Source organism: Haoranjiania flava, assembly GCF_025631005.1.
Taxonomy (GTDB): Bacteria; Bacteroidota; Bacteroidia; order Chitinophagales; family Chitinophagaceae; genus Haoranjiania; species Haoranjiania flava.
The window spans coordinates 49,116-62,294 of record NZ_JAOTPL010000015.1; the positions used below are offsets into that span (position 1 = coordinate 49,116).

A 13,179-nucleotide genomic window follows, 5' to 3' on the forward strand; every position below is an offset into this window, starting at 1 on the left:
TCAGCGTTTTTTATTCTTTGTTTTTAGAATCTATCCAGATGGTTACAGGCCCGTCGTTGGTGAGCGTTACTTTCATATCGGCCCCAAAAATGCCTGTCTGTATAGGTTTGCCGAGATCGGTTTGCAACTGGCCGATCATTTTTTCATAGAGCGGTATTGCCGTTTCCGGCTTGCTCGCCCTGATATAGGATGGCCGGTTGCCTTTCTTTGTATTTGCATGCAGCGTAAACTGGCTGATAAGTAAGATATCGCCGTTCATTTCTTTAACGCTCATATTCATTATGCCTTCCGCATCATCAAAAATCCTCAGGTTGCAGATCTTATTGCTGAGCCATTGTATGTCATCAGTGGTGTCTGCATCTTCAATACCGATAAAAACCAGCAGCCCGGTATGAATTATTCCTGCAATGTCTTTATTTACTGCTACTTTTGCTTCACTCACTCTTTGTATCAGCACACGCATAAAATCTTATTTTTACAAAAATAACGAACTATGACAGATATTTCCGCTGAATTAGTATTTCAAACAGCGAGGAGCGGCGGCAAAGGCGGACAAAACGTAAACAAGGTAGAAACTATGGTCATCGCAAGGTGGCACGTACAGCGCTCGGTGTTTTTCGGTGATGACGACAAGGCAATACTGTTTGAAAAATTAAAAAACAATGTCAATGCAAACGGAGAACTGCTGGTAAAGTCACAGTCAGAAAGATCACAGCTGTTAAATAAAGAAGCAGCTATAAGAAAAATAAACCTGTTGGTAAACAATGCTTTGATCAAAAAGAAAAAACGGCTGAAAACCAACCCAGGCAAGGCTTCCATTGAAAGAAGGCTGAAAAGCAAGAAGATTGAATCTTTAAAGAAACAGCAAAGAAGAAAAGATCTGTATTAATCCGGAGTATTTAACAGGGCGGTAAATATGTGGACAAAATAAGTTAAATTTGCATCACAAAAATTGATTATGGAGCAACAAGCTATGGAAAGGGTTAAATGTTTAATTATAGGATCCGGCCCTGCAGGCTACACCGCTGCGATTTATGCAGCCAGAGCCAACCTGAAGCCCCTGCTTTACCAGGGAATACAGCCGGGGGGGCAACTGACCATCACTACCCATGTGGAAAACTATCCCGGCTATCCTGAAGGAAAAATGGGTCCGGAGATCATGGTGGATTTTGAAAAACAAGCTGCCAGGATGGGTGCCGACATCCGCTATGGCCTTGCCACTAAAGTTGATTTCTCGGGAGATATTCATAAAGTACAGATAGATGATCATACATGGATTGAAGCGGAAACAGTCATCATCTCTACAGGAGCATCTGCCAAATGGCTGGGATTGCCCAGCGAGCAAAGGCTTAACGGCTACGGCGTAAGCGCCTGTGCTGTGTGCGACGGATTTTTCTTCCGCGGCAAAGACGTATCCATCGTGGGTGCGGGAGATACAGCGTGTGAGGAAGCCATCTATCTTTCTAACATCGCCACTAAAGTGCATATGATCGTGCGTAAAGGTGAGGGCGGCATGCGGGCAAGCAAGATCATGCAGCAAAGGGTAAAGGACAACCCTAAAATACAGATCCACTGGAACTCAGAGCCGGTAGAGGTTCTGGGCGAAAAGACTGTAACAGGCGTGCGAATCAAAGACAACCAGAGCGGCGAAACCAAAGACCTGGATGTGAGCGCTATGTTCGTAGCTATAGGCCATCACCCGAACAGTGACATTTTTAAAGAATTCATAGATACCGATGAAACGGGCTATATCAATACACAGCCGGGAACTTCCAAAACAAATGTACCGGGCGTATTTGCTGCAGGTGATGTGCAGGATAAGATATACCGCCAGGCAGTAACAGCGGCAGGCAGCGGTTGTATGGCCGCGCTGGATGCCGAAAGATATTTAGCCGCAAAAGAATCTTAATATGCTGTCCATTCGTTTAAACGACCTGCAATTTTTTGCCCGGCACGGCCTTTACGAAGAGGAAAAGATCATTGGTGGTGAATTTGTAGTAAATGTGCTTATTGAATATGCACCGCAGGCGCCGGTCGTTTACCGTCTGGAAGATACCATTGATTATGCCGCTGTTTACCAACTCGTAAAACAAAAGATGCAACAGCCCACACCACTGTTGGAAACACTGGCTATGCAAATGGTCAACGATATACTGGAAGCCTGTCCGCTGGCTGAAAACGTGGAAGTTTCTGTGCGGAAAGTTAAGCCTCCCATTGCGAATTACATAGGCAGTACAGAAGCTGCGTATAGTAAGAGAAGGTAAGCTATACTGCTACCGGAGCCTTAATACCCGGATGGCACTGGTAGTTTTCCAGGGTGAAATCTTCATAGGTAAATTCAAAAATATCGCGGATATCTTTATTCAGCTTCATCACAGGCAAGGGGTAGGGTTGCCTGCTCAATTGCAGTTTCGCCTGATCAATATGGTTGTTGTACAAATGTACGTCTCCGAATGTATGTATAAAATCTCCCACACCAAGATCACAGACCTGCGCCATCATCATGGTGAGCAATGCATAAGAAGCAATGTTGAAAGGTACGCCTAAGAACACGTCTGCGCTACGCTGGTATAGCTGGCAGCTGAGCTTGTTATCTGCCACGTAAAACTGGAACATCGTGTGGCAGGGCATTAGCGCCATATCTTTCAGCTCGCCTACGTTCCAGGCGCTTACGATCATCCGGCGGCTGTCTGGATTTGTTTGTATCTGTTGCAGCACATCCTTGATCTGGTCATAGGTTTTGCCGTCAGCGCCCTGCCAGCTGCGCCACTGCTTCCCGTATACCGGCCCCAGATCACCATGGGCATCTGCCCATTCATCCCAGATAGAGACTTTATTGTCTTTCAGGTATTGAATATTGGTATCGCCTTTGAGGAACCACAACAGTTCGTGTATAATGCTCCTGAGGTGAAGTTTCTTGGTGGTAACCATAGGAAAACCTTCGTGAAGGTTAAAGCGCATCTGGTAGCCAAATACACTTGTGGTACCGGTTCCGGTGCGGTCTTCTTTTTTTACGCCATTGTCTATAATGTGTTGTAACAGATTGAGGTATTGCTGCATTCTTCAAAAGTAGCAAAATTATTTATTCGGCCAATGCCAGAACTTGATTAACCTGGTTTCAATACTTTCTCAAAAGCTTTGCGTGCACTGCCGCGGAAATACACTTCCCCGCAATAAGTATAGCCCAGTTTTTCAAGAATTTTCAGCATGGGCACGTTGTCAAAATTCGTATCTACTTTAATGCTGAAAATGTTGTTGGCTACAGCATGATCTTCCACTAATTTAAACAGTCCGGTGGCAATTCCCTGGCCTGCAACTTCACCGGATACTGCTACGCGGTGTACCACCAGGAAGTCGCCATTTGTGAGCCATTCACCTTTAATATGATCATAGGCAGGTTCATTATTGAACAAGACTGCACAGTAAGCAATGATATTTTCACCTGCTGAAAGCACGTATCCATGCGCGTTTTCAATATCCTGCCTGATGGTTTCAGGGTTGGGGTAGCCATCCTGCCATTGGCTGCTGCCGTCAAGCTTTCTGCGTTCAATGGCCTGTTGTATGATTTTCCAGATGCTGTTGATGTCTGCTTCAGCAGCTTTCCTGAATTGTAAATTTTCTATGGCCATAACTTATATTTTATCGCAGCAGGAAATAATTATTTCGCAGGCACGGATGAGTTCTTCTTTGGAAATGGTCAGCGGGGGCGCAAAACGCAGGGCCTCGGAGCGGAATAAGAACCAGTCGGTGATCAGCCCGTTTTCTATACAGGCATGAATAACTTTTTTATTGGTTTCAAAGCTGTCGAAATACACTGCTGCCCAGAGGCCGGCAGTATGCAGTTTCTTTATCCTGGAATGTTTTAGTTTTTCTTTGATAATGATTTCTTTCTCTGCTATTTCATCCATGAACTTCCCGTATAGCAATACTTCCAGCGCCGCCTTTCCTGCTACGCAAGATACAGGGTGCCCGCCGAAAGTGCTCATATGGCCCAGCACGGGGGCTGCCATCAGTGTGTCCATGATCTTTTTATCGGCAATGAAAGCGCCAATCGGCATACCGCCGCCCAATGCCTTGCCCAGCAGCAGTATGTCGGGCACTACCTGGTATTGCTCAAATGCCCACAGCGTGCCGGTTCTGCCGAAGCCGGCCTGTATTTCATCGAAGATCAGCAGTGTGCCTGTTTGTGTACATTTTTCGCGGATCTTTTTTATCCATTCTATATCCGGTTTAATGATGCCTGCCTCTGCCTGCACCGTTTCCATAATTACACAGGCCGTGCTATGATCTATCAGGCCAGCCATGGCTTCATCATTATATTCAGCGTGTATAATGCCGGGTAACAATGGCCGGAATGCACTCCGGAAGTATTCATCGCCTATAATGCTAAGCGCGCCCTGGGTAGAACCGTGATAGCTTTTATTGAATGCCACTATATTCGGCCTGCCTGTAAAGCGCTTGGCCAGCTTCATGGCGCCTTCCGTAGCCTCGGCGCCACTATTGGTGTAATACACACAATTCAGATTTCCGGGCAATAGATCTGCCAGCATTTTTGCGTACTGTACCTGTGGCGCTTCAATAAATTCGCCGTAAACGATCACATGCATGTAATCAGAGATTTGCCTGTTGATGGCATCAATCACCTTTGGGTGAGAATGGCCGATGTTGCAGACACTGAAACCTGAAATTAAATCTATGTACTGTTTGCCATTGGTATCATATTGGTAAATGCCTTCAGCTTTCCTGATCTCAATGCCCATTGGTTCGGGCGAAGTCTGGCCTACATGCTGAAGGAACAATTGTCTGTTATGCATCCGTGAATATTTAATGTTTTAATAATCCCGATAATTATCGGGAAACTTTGCGTCCGCTACTTTATCCTGGTGTTTAATAATTTGGAATAGTGCGAACTTCGCATTCGCTTCCTGCAGCAAATTTACAGAACTTACTGCCTATATTTGAAGATACTTTTTTAAAACCAAAACAGTTTATTATTAAGGATTTAAATAAATCAGGTACGCTTTTTGCAAGATAATTACTAAAGATAAATATTATGGAAGGGTTTAAATCAAACATCGAAAAAGACACTTTAGCAAATGAAAATTTCCGCCAGGTATTGTACACAGGCAAACATTCACAGCTTGTGCTGATGAGTATTGCACCAGGCAGCGAGATCGGTATAGAAACACACAAGGAAAACGACCAGTTCTTTCGTTTTGAGGCTGGAGAAGGCTATGTTTTGATAGATGGTAACCAATATGATGTTTCAGATGGCGATGCGGTGATTGTTCCTGCAGGGGCAGAACACAACGTTGTAAACAAATCAAGCTCTGAGGCGCTGAAACTGTATACACTTTATTCTCCTCCACACCACAAAGACGGTATTGTGCGCAGCACAAAGGAAGACGCAGAGGCTAATGAAGAAGATTTTGACGGACAGACTACTGAATAGCTATAAAACTATCAATGGAAGCAGGTGGATTTTTCTGCCTGCTTTTTTGTATAGGGTTGTTGCTATCATTTGATTTAGACATACGATGGCATTATTTATTGCTACGCCTGAGTTTACGTGAAAGCTTCCTCAAAGGCTATTCCTGACAAGAACGTCAATAATAATGCACATGCAATAACCCTTAATGATTAAAATATTTATACCAGGCGGGAATGCGTATTCTGCCGATAACTACCGGGAAAGCTGGAAAACAAATAAAAACCTACATGAAATAAGAAATTTTTAAGGCAGTTAGCCTTCATCCGGTTGGTTTTCATTATCTTTTTTATAAAACAATATGCCCTCTTCGCGAATATGTTTTAGAAGGGCAATGTTGTTTATGGTAGCGATATGCTGTACATCGAATTTATACAAAAAACCTAATGCTTCCAGTTGCTCTTCAAGTAAATATATGCTGTCTGTTGACAGATTTTTTCCGGCAACTACAAGGTCAATATCAGAGCCGTTTCTATAATTCCCTTTGGCTCTTGAGCCATATAGAATAGCCTCTTCCACAAAATTGTTTTGCGAAAAAACGCGCTGAATTTCTTTAATAATATTTTGGTCTAAGCCGTACATTGTTTGGAATTTATTGAGAAGTTTTTTATATTTCTTTTTCCAGTCTTGTCTCAAGCTGTTGAAATAAAATATGGTAATTGCTGAAAATAGCTTTTGCAATCTCTTCAGCAGTTGCTTCATCGTATATTTGCGAAGTACGTTCACGCGATCTTTTTATGCCTCTCCATCCATCTTCGTCATTGATATACCCATCCTGGAGCGCCTGCTGCAATACAGGATTAGGGCCTGCAATGTCGGTATAGCCTTTGTATCGTAGCAGATCCTGCAAAGTTTTCCAGGCTAATTCATAAGTGTATTCAAATCGCTGAATAAGCCCTTCTGCCTCCAGTTCACTTAAATCTTCAAGTGACTTATTCTCTACAACTTCCAACAGTTTTTTGAGCGCTTTTTTAAAACTATGAAATCTTTGTTGCCAGCGTATATCTGTTTCCATAAGAGCATTTTATCAAAAATACATTTAGTTTATAAATAAAAAAAGCAGCTGGGCGATCAGCTGCTTTTTATTAAATTTTCAATACTCACTACTTCACTTCCTCAAATTCTGCGTCCTGTACATTATCGCCGCCGCCGGCAGTATTGCCCTGTTCAGGCCCTTGTTGTGCGCCTGCATTTGGCTGGCCGTCCTGCGGCTGCTGTGTTTTATAGATGTCTTCACTTGCAGCAGTCCATGCTGTATTCATCTCTTCAATAGCCTTATCTATTGCAGCAATGTCCTGCAGTTTGTGTGCTTCTTTCAGTTTGGTCAGAGCGCTGTCGATCGGTTCTTTTTTATCGGCAGGGATTTTATCTCCGAATTCCTTGACCTGTTTTTCAGTCTGGAATATCAAAGCGTCTGCCTGGTTCAGTTTATCAACTTTCTCTCTTTCTGCTTTATCGGAAGCCTCGTTGGCTTTAGCCTCAGCTTTCATTTTTTCGATCTCTTCTTTGTTCAGGCCGCTTCCTGCTTCAATACGTATTTTCTGTTCCTTGCCTGTACCTTTATCCTTGGCAGTTACGTTAAGGATGCCGTTGGCATCAATGTCGAAAGTAACTTCAATCTGAGGTACACCGCGCGGAGCCGGTGGAATACCGTCTAAGTTAAACACACCCAGGCTCTTGTTGTCCTTAGCCATGGAGCGCTCACCCTGTAATACATGGATCTGCACGCCGGGCTGGTTGTCGCTTGCCGTAGAGAACACTTCTTTCTTCTGGGTAGGGATGGTAGTGTTGGCAGGTATCATTGGCGTCATAACGCTTCCCATAGTTTCTATACCTAAGGTCAGCGGGGTAACGTCGAGCAGCAATACATCTTTCACTTCACCCGTTAATACCGCGCCCTGGATTGCTGCACCAATGGCAACTACTTCATCAGGGTTTACACCTTTGTGCGGTTTCTTTCCGAAGAACTGTTCAACCAGTTCCTGCACTTTAGGGATACGTGTAGAACCGCCCACCAGGATTATTTCATCAATTTCAGATTTTGAATAGCCTGCATCTTTCAGAGCCACTTCACAAGGTTTCAGGCATCTTTCAAACAAGCTGTCTGATAACTGCTCAAATTTTGCCCTTGATAATTTTCTTACCAGGTGTTTAGGCACACCGTCAACAGCAGTGATGTAAGGCAGGTTTATTTCTGTTTCTGTGGAAGAAGACAATTCAATCTTAGCTTTTTCAGCTGCTTCTTTCAAACGCTGCCATGCCATAGGGTCTTTGCGCAGATCAATGGCTTCATCATTTTTAAATTCATTTGCCAGCCAGTCCATGATCACTTTATCAAAGTCGTCACCACCCAGGTGTGTGTCCCCGTTGGTAGATTTTACTTCAAAAACACCATCACCGAGGTCAAGAATGGAGATATCAAAAGTACCGCCACCCAGGTCAAATACTGCGATCTTGTGTTCCCTGCCACCTTTGTCCAGGCCATAGGCTAACGCTGCTGCTGTGGGTTCATTTACAATACGGCGCACGTTCAGCCCTGCGATCTCGCCGGCTTCTTTGGTAGCCTGGCGCTGAGAATCGTTGAAATATGCAGGTACAGTGATCACAGCTTCGTTCACTTCCTGTCCAAGATAGTCTTCTGCAGTTTTTTTCATCTTCTGCAGGATCATAGCAGAAATTTCCTGCGGAGTGTAATGCCGGCCTTCGATTTCCACGCGCACAGTATCATTGTCGCCTTTTACTATTTTATAACTTTCGTGTTCTTTTTCAGAACCAATTTCATCGTACTTACGGCCCATGAATCTTTTGATACTCATGATCGTATTTTCAGGGTTAGTAATGGCCTGGCGTTTTGCAGGATCACCCACTTTACGTTCGCCGTTCTTTAAAAAAGCAACGATGGAAGGCGTGGTACGGCGGCCTTCTTCATTGGCAATTACAACAGGTTCGTTACCTTCCATTACGGAAACGCAACTGTTAGTTGTACCTAAGTCTATTCCTATAATCTTTCCCATATTCTTAAATTGTATTTTTATTGTTTAAATATTACAGTTCATTTTGTTCAATCTTTGTGCCATAGCGGCATGTATGGAAATAATGTCAGTGTATTGTTTATAAATCTTTTAAATAAATATATTTTGGCAGATTCGTTAAATGATTGATTGCCAGTTTGACCAGAGGAGAATTGTTTTTAATCCTACCGCATTTATGAACGTCTAACAGGCAGTATACAGTGAATAAATGATAAATTGAGTGTGTTAAAATATGCTCATTTTGATTAACAGCAACCTGATTAAAAACCTAAAAAGCTTTCAGATGAAGTCAACAATAATATCTTTTACAGCATGCTTTATTTTCCTGTTTTCGGTGAACACCACATCAGCACAGGCAAAAGATACCATGGCGCATAGTAATAACCCACAGCTAAATGTGGGCGAGATTGTCAATGTGATGAACCAGATTACCAGGGTTTTAAAAAATATTCCTGTGGAAGCCGTTGCCGACAAAGCAGTGGTGGTAACCAAAGACGCCATATCTTCCATTGACTGGAACAATATAAAACAGGAAACCGTGCAGGAACTGAAAGATGCACAAAGCGAGCTTAAAAAAATCGACTGGAATGACGTAGGCAATCAACTTACTGTTGCCATCAATGAAGCTCAGAAAACCATCAATTCCATTGATTGGGGAAAAATAGGCGATCAAATTCAAAAAGCCAATGAAAAGATCGATAAGGTGATCCATACAAAATAGTTTTTGTTTTATTTAGTTTTAAGAGGCTGAAGCAATAACTGCGGCAGCCTCTTTTTATTACGTTTTTTCAGTTTATTCCGTAAACGATACCCAAAAGAAATTATTTCCGGGTAACAGTGTTTTGCAGCTTTCCCGCTATAAACTGCTAATTGACAATTACCAACAATCAGTTTTTCTGAAGATATACCTGGATGCATGGAATTTTGCAACCAGCCCTTTTGCATCGCAGCAAAAATTTCATTTTTTATAAAATTGCTTTACCTTTGCGCATGGCAACAATAAATCCCGATTCTACAGCACAAAAAAGGTTTTACGGCACCGGCCTCACATTCGATGATGTACTGATGATGCCGAATTACAGCGATGTCTTACCCAAAGATGTAAACATTCAGACACAACTTACCAAAAACATCAGGCTCAATATTCCCATGCTCTCTGCAGCTATGGATACAGTTACTGAAGCGCAGATGGCCATTGCCCTGGCCAGAGAAGGCGGCGTGGGTATTTTGCATAAAAGCATGTCTATTGAGCGGCAGGCAGAGCAGGCGCGCAAGGTAAAGAGAAGTGAAAGCGGCCTGATACTCGATCCGGTGACTATGGGCCCGGATGCCACTATTGGCGAGGCTTTGCGCATGATGAAGGAAAATAAGATCGGGGGTATTCCTGTTGTGGATGAAAATTTTCTCCTGGTAGGCATTCTCACCAACCGCGATCTTCGTTTTGAGACGAATATGAAGAAAAAGGTCAGTGAGATCATGACAAAAGATAACCTGGTTGTGGCGCCGGAAGGCACTGATCTGAGGAAAGCTGAGAAAATCTTCCGCCAGAATAAAGTAGAAAAGCTACCGGTGGTAGATAAAAAAGGCAAGCTTACAGGCCTGATCACTTATCGGGATATTTTACAGGTGCAGAACAATCCCAATGCTGTGAAAGATGAATTCGGCAGGCTGGTTGTGGGCGGGGCGCTGGGCATTACCAACGACCTGCTGGAACGCGCTGAAGCGCTGATGCACGTAGGCGTGGATGTGGTAACGCTCGACAGCTCGCACGGGCACAGCAAGGGCGTAGTAGACGCATTGAAAAAACTCAAATCGAATTTTAAAGAATTGCAGGTAATTGCGGGAAATGTAGCAACGGCAGCGGGCGCTAAAATGCTGGCAGATGCAGGCGCTGATGCGGTAAAAGTAGGTATCGGCCCAGGATCTATCTGTACCACGCGGATCATTGCAGGCGCAGGCGTACCGCAGCTTTCGGCTATTATGGATGTGGCCGGTGCATTGAAACCGAGAAACATTCCGGTGATTGCAGACGGTGGTATACGCTACACCGGAGACCTGGTTAAAGCACTGGCTGCAGGTGGCGATGTGGTCATGATGGGAAGCATTTTTGCAGGAACCGAGGAAAGCCCCGGAGAAACCATTATTTACGAAGGAAGAAAATTCAAACAATACCGTGGCATGGGCAGCATTGGCGCCATGCAGCAGGGTAGTGGCGACCGTTATTTCCAGGACGAAGTGGAAGCAAAGAAGCTGGTGCCGGAAGGTATAGAAGGACGCGTAGCTTACAAAGGTTACGTAAGTGAGATTGTGGCCCAGTTTGTTGGCGGCTTGCGTGCCGGTATGGGGCTTACAGGATCTAAAGATATCCGTGCTTTGCAACAGGCTACCTTTGTACAGATCACCAATGCGGGCATGCGTGAGAGCCATGCGCACGACGTGGAGATCACCAAGGAATCGCCTAACTACAGCCGCAAGTAAATTTCAAAAGTTTTACTACAATAAAAAAAGTACCCGTAGAAAAGATCCGGGTACTTTTTTTGTATAGGTTTAATAGTATTATTTCATCATCTCCACGCTTCTGCTGATAAAATCCGTTAAGCTTTTGCCTTTCAATAAACCTTGTGAAAGCAGCGCCAGGTCTGCCAGGTTGCGCACCTGGTTTTGTTGCATGGTTGTATCCGTATTCTTCAAAATATGCTGGAATATAGGATGGTTGCCGTTTACCGTAAGCGTGATCTCGTCGGGCATGTTTGCATAGAATGCTGTCATCGGGCCCCCGGCTGCACCCATGTCTTTCATCCTGCGCATCATTTCCGGGCGTGTGGCTACCACCGGCGCGGTATCGGGGCTCAGGCCTTTCACTTCTACATTTGCCGTGATCTCCGGGATGTCCAACTTGAACAATTCTTTTAGTTTATCGGTTTCTTCCTGTGATAATACACTTTCGGCTGCATCATTTTTATCAATTAAATTGTCAGTAATATCAGCATCCACACGGGTGAATGAAACATCATTCCACTTCATTTCCATGTGATTGATAAAGGCTGCATCCACGATGGTTTCAAAACGGACTATCTTGTAGCCTTTAGCCTGCGCCGCTTTGATGTATGCATCCTGGTGCACAGGGTCTGTTGTATAGAGGATGATGTATTTATTGTCTTTGTTTTTTTGAAGGGCTTCTGTTTGGCTTTTGTATTCTTCCAGCGTGTAATATTTCTTGTCATCGCCGGCATCCTGCATTACAAAAAATTTATCTGCCTTGTCCAGGAACTTGTCTTCCGTCATCATGCCATACTTCACAAACAAGCCGATATTCTCCCATTTTTCTTCAAAAGCTGTCCTGTCCTTTTTGAAAATTTCTTCCAGCTTGTCTGCTACTTTTTTGGTGATGTAAGCGTTGATCTTTCTTACGTTCGGGTCGCCCTGTAAATAGCTTCTGCTCACATTCAGCGGTATGTCGGGGCTGTCGATCACACCATGAAGCAGCATCAGGAATTCAGGCACAATGTCTTTTACTTCATCGGTTACAAATACCTGGTTGCTGTAGAGTTGTATCTTATCTTTTTGTATTTCGTAAGATTGTTTGATCTTAGGGAAATAAAGTACGCCCGTAAGGTTAAAGGGATAGTCTACATTCAGGTGTATCCAGAACAACGGCGTTTCGCTGTACGGGTACAATTCATTGTAAAACTTCCTGTAATCTTCGTCTGTAAGTTCAGAAGGTTTTTTTATCCAGATTGGCTCGGGATTGTTTATTTGTTCATCTTTAAAGAAGATAGGCACCGGCAGGAACCGGCAGAATTTGTTCAATATATTTTTTATTCTTTCCTCTTCCAGGAATTCTTCGCTTTCTGCGTTGATGTGTAAAACAATGTCAGTACCGCGTTCGGCTTTTTCAGCTTCGCGGATTTCAAATTCAGGGTTGCCGTCACAAGTCCAGAATGTTGCAGGCTCATCTTTATAGCTTTTGGTGATTACGTCTACACGGTCGCTGACCATGAAACCGCTGTAAAAGCCAAGCCCGAAATGCCCGATAATATTGGCATCTTTATATTTTTCCAAAAATTCTTCAGCGCTGCTGAATGCTACCTGGTTCAGGTATTTATCTACTTCTTCGGCAGTCATGCCGATGCCGCGGTCGGCAATGGTGATTGTTTTATTTTCCTTGTCGAGTTTGATGTCAATACGCAGTTCGCCAAGCTCGCCTTTCACTTCACCTTTGGAGGCAAGCGTTTTTACTTTCTGGGTAGCGTCTACTGCATTACTGATCAGTTCGCGGAGGAAAATCTCATGATCGCTGTAAAGAAATTTTTTAATGATGGGAAAAATGTTTTCCGATTCAACTCTTATTTGTCCTTTAGCCATTGTATATACATTTTTCGAGCTCATCATCAAACAAAATACCAATGATCAGCAAACTGACAGAGTGGCCGGAAAGTGAAACAACGGCTGAAAAATTGGGTAGTCACACGCCGTGGCATGAAAGTTTGTTTAGAAATATTGTGGTTAAATAAACTTCTGAAACACAATCGTCACGAGGGTTTGCGCAAGGAACACCGGTTTTGCCACTAAGGCTTTAAGGCGCGGAGATTTCTTTGTGAAGGTTGCATCTGCCTTGTGGTTATAGTAAAACATCTGAAACAAAGGCCAGGAGGGTTA

Annotated in this window: 14 protein-coding genes; 6 read left to right on the forward strand and 8 right to left on the reverse strand. The window is 43.7% G+C overall.

Annotation, left to right across the window (positions count from 1 at the left end):
- Window positions 1-10: 10 nt before the first annotated feature.
- On the reverse strand, window positions 11-463 hold the full coding sequence (dtd, locus tag OD355_RS10320) for a D-aminoacyl-tRNA deacylase (RefSeq protein WP_263038395.1): 453 nt from the start codon (window positions 461-463) through the stop codon (window positions 11-13).
- Window positions 464-493: 30 nt separating this feature from the next.
- Between dtd and arfB the strand changes: the two genes are divergently transcribed.
- The 3 genes from arfB to folB all read left to right on the forward strand — a co-directional run bounded on the left by arfB (window position 494) and on the right by folB (window position 2,264).
- Complete coding sequence (gene arfB, locus OD355_RS10325) at window positions 494-889, forward strand: alternative ribosome rescue aminoacyl-tRNA hydrolase ArfB (RefSeq protein ID WP_263038396.1); 396 nt, start codon at window positions 494-496, stop codon at window positions 887-889.
- A 69-nt stretch (window positions 890-958) separates the two neighbouring features.
- Entirely contained in the window at window positions 959-1,909 is a 951-nt protein-coding gene (gene trxB, locus OD355_RS10330) for a thioredoxin-disulfide reductase (RefSeq protein ID WP_263038397.1), read from the forward strand.
- 1 nt (window position 1,910) lies between these two features.
- Window positions 1,911-2,264 (forward strand): dihydroneopterin aldolase, encoded by a 354-nt coding sequence (gene folB / locus OD355_RS10335; protein ID WP_263038398.1) that lies wholly within the window; start codon window positions 1,911-1,913, stop codon window positions 2,262-2,264.
- A 1-nt stretch (window position 2,265) separates the two neighbouring features.
- Here folB and OD355_RS10340 read toward each other — a convergent pair whose 3' ends face one another.
- From OD355_RS10340 to OD355_RS10350, 3 genes are read right to left on the reverse strand one after another with little or no spacing between them, the layout of a single operon-like run.
- The gene (locus OD355_RS10340; RefSeq protein ID WP_263038399.1) at window positions 2,266-3,060 is read right to left on the reverse strand and encodes a thymidylate synthase; all 795 of its coding nucleotides are present in this window, start codon (window positions 3,058-3,060) and stop codon (window positions 2,266-2,268) included.
- Between the two features lie 47 nt (window positions 3,061-3,107).
- On the reverse strand, window positions 3,108-3,629 hold the full coding sequence (locus tag OD355_RS10345) for a GNAT family N-acetyltransferase (RefSeq protein ID WP_263038400.1): 522 nt from the start codon (window positions 3,627-3,629) through the stop codon (window positions 3,108-3,110).
- A gap of 3 nt (window positions 3,630-3,632) precedes the next feature.
- Complete coding sequence (locus OD355_RS10350; RefSeq protein WP_263038401.1) at window positions 3,633-4,814, reverse strand: aspartate aminotransferase family protein; 1,182 nt, start codon at window positions 4,812-4,814, stop codon at window positions 3,633-3,635.
- 239 nt (window positions 4,815-5,053) lie between these two features.
- On the opposite strand from OD355_RS10350, the gene OD355_RS10355 reads away from it, so the two are divergent.
- Window positions 5,054-5,452, forward strand: coding sequence for a cupin domain-containing protein (locus tag OD355_RS10355; RefSeq protein WP_263038402.1), 399 nt, complete (start codon window positions 5,054-5,056; stop codon window positions 5,450-5,452).
- Window positions 5,453-5,743: 291 nt separating this feature from the next.
- Here the strand turns inward: OD355_RS10355 and OD355_RS10360 are convergent, their stop codons facing one another.
- From OD355_RS10360 to dnaK, 3 genes are all read right to left on the reverse strand, one after another.
- Complete coding sequence (locus OD355_RS10360; protein WP_263038403.1) at window positions 5,744-6,070, reverse strand: nucleotidyltransferase domain-containing protein; 327 nt, start codon at window positions 6,068-6,070, stop codon at window positions 5,744-5,746.
- Window positions 6,071-6,095: 25 nt separating this feature from the next.
- The gene (locus tag OD355_RS10365; RefSeq protein WP_263038404.1) at window positions 6,096-6,503 is read right to left on the reverse strand and encodes a nucleotidyltransferase substrate binding protein; all 408 of its coding nucleotides are present in this window, start codon (window positions 6,501-6,503) and stop codon (window positions 6,096-6,098) included.
- Between the two features lie 88 nt (window positions 6,504-6,591).
- Complete coding sequence (gene dnaK, locus OD355_RS10370) at window positions 6,592-8,502, reverse strand: molecular chaperone DnaK (protein ID WP_263038405.1); 1,911 nt, start codon at window positions 8,500-8,502, stop codon at window positions 6,592-6,594.
- Between the two features lie 301 nt (window positions 8,503-8,803).
- Here dnaK and OD355_RS10375 point away from each other — a divergent pair, with 301 nt between their 5' ends.
- Window positions 8,804-9,241, forward strand: a complete 438-nt coding sequence (locus OD355_RS10375; RefSeq protein ID WP_263038406.1) for a hypothetical protein — start codon at window positions 8,804-8,806, stop codon at window positions 9,239-9,241.
- Between the two features lie 269 nt (window positions 9,242-9,510).
- Entirely contained in the window at window positions 9,511-10,998 is a 1,488-nt protein-coding gene (guaB, locus tag OD355_RS10380) for an IMP dehydrogenase (protein ID WP_263038407.1), read from the forward strand.
- Between the two features lie 78 nt (window positions 10,999-11,076).
- On the opposite strand, the gene htpG is transcribed toward guaB, so the two are convergent.
- Entirely contained in the window at window positions 11,077-12,885 is a 1,809-nt protein-coding gene (htpG, locus tag OD355_RS10385; protein WP_263038408.1) for a molecular chaperone HtpG, read from the reverse strand.
- Window positions 12,886-13,179 lie beyond the last annotated feature (294 nt).

Excerpts from the sequence above, each read along its gene's own strand:
- dnaK (WP_263038405.1), bottom strand. The coding sequence starts at position 8,502 with ATGGGAAAGATTATAGGAATAGACTTAGGTACAACTAACAGTTGCGTT.
- guaB (WP_263038407.1), top strand. The coding sequence starts at position 9,511 with ATGGCAACAATAAATCCCGATTCTACAGCACAAAAAAGGTTTTACGGC.
- dtd (WP_263038395.1), bottom strand. The coding sequence starts at position 463 with ATGCGTGTGCTGATACAAAGAGTGAGTGAAGCAAAAGTAGCAGTAAAT.
- OD355_RS10360 (WP_263038403.1), bottom strand. The coding sequence starts at position 6,070 with ATGTACGGCTTAGACCAAAATATTATTAAAGAAATTCAGCGCGTTTTT.
- OD355_RS10355 (WP_263038402.1), top strand. The coding sequence starts at position 5,054 with ATGGAAGGGTTTAAATCAAACATCGAAAAAGACACTTTAGCAAATGAA.
- OD355_RS10365 (WP_263038404.1), bottom strand. The coding sequence starts at position 6,503 with ATGGAAACAGATATACGCTGGCAACAAAGATTTCATAGTTTTAAAAAA.
- OD355_RS10345 (WP_263038400.1), bottom strand. The coding sequence starts at position 3,629 with ATGGCCATAGAAAATTTACAATTCAGGAAAGCTGCTGAAGCAGACATC.
- arfB (WP_263038396.1), top strand. The coding sequence starts at position 494 with ATGACAGATATTTCCGCTGAATTAGTATTTCAAACAGCGAGGAGCGGC.
- OD355_RS10350 (WP_263038401.1), bottom strand. The coding sequence starts at position 4,814 with ATGCATAACAGACAATTGTTCCTTCAGCATGTAGGCCAGACTTCGCCC.
- OD355_RS10340 (WP_263038399.1), bottom strand. The coding sequence starts at position 3,060 with ATGCAGCAATACCTCAATCTGTTACAACACATTATAGACAATGGCGTA.
- OD355_RS10375 (WP_263038406.1), top strand. The coding sequence starts at position 8,804 with ATGAAGTCAACAATAATATCTTTTACAGCATGCTTTATTTTCCTGTTT.
- trxB (WP_263038397.1), top strand. The coding sequence starts at position 959 with ATGGAGCAACAAGCTATGGAAAGGGTTAAATGTTTAATTATAGGATCC.
- htpG (WP_263038408.1), bottom strand. The coding sequence starts at position 12,885 with ATGGCTAAAGGACAAATAAGAGTTGAATCGGAAAACATTTTTCCCATC.
- folB (WP_263038398.1), top strand. The coding sequence starts at position 1,911 with ATGCTGTCCATTCGTTTAAACGACCTGCAATTTTTTGCCCGGCACGGC.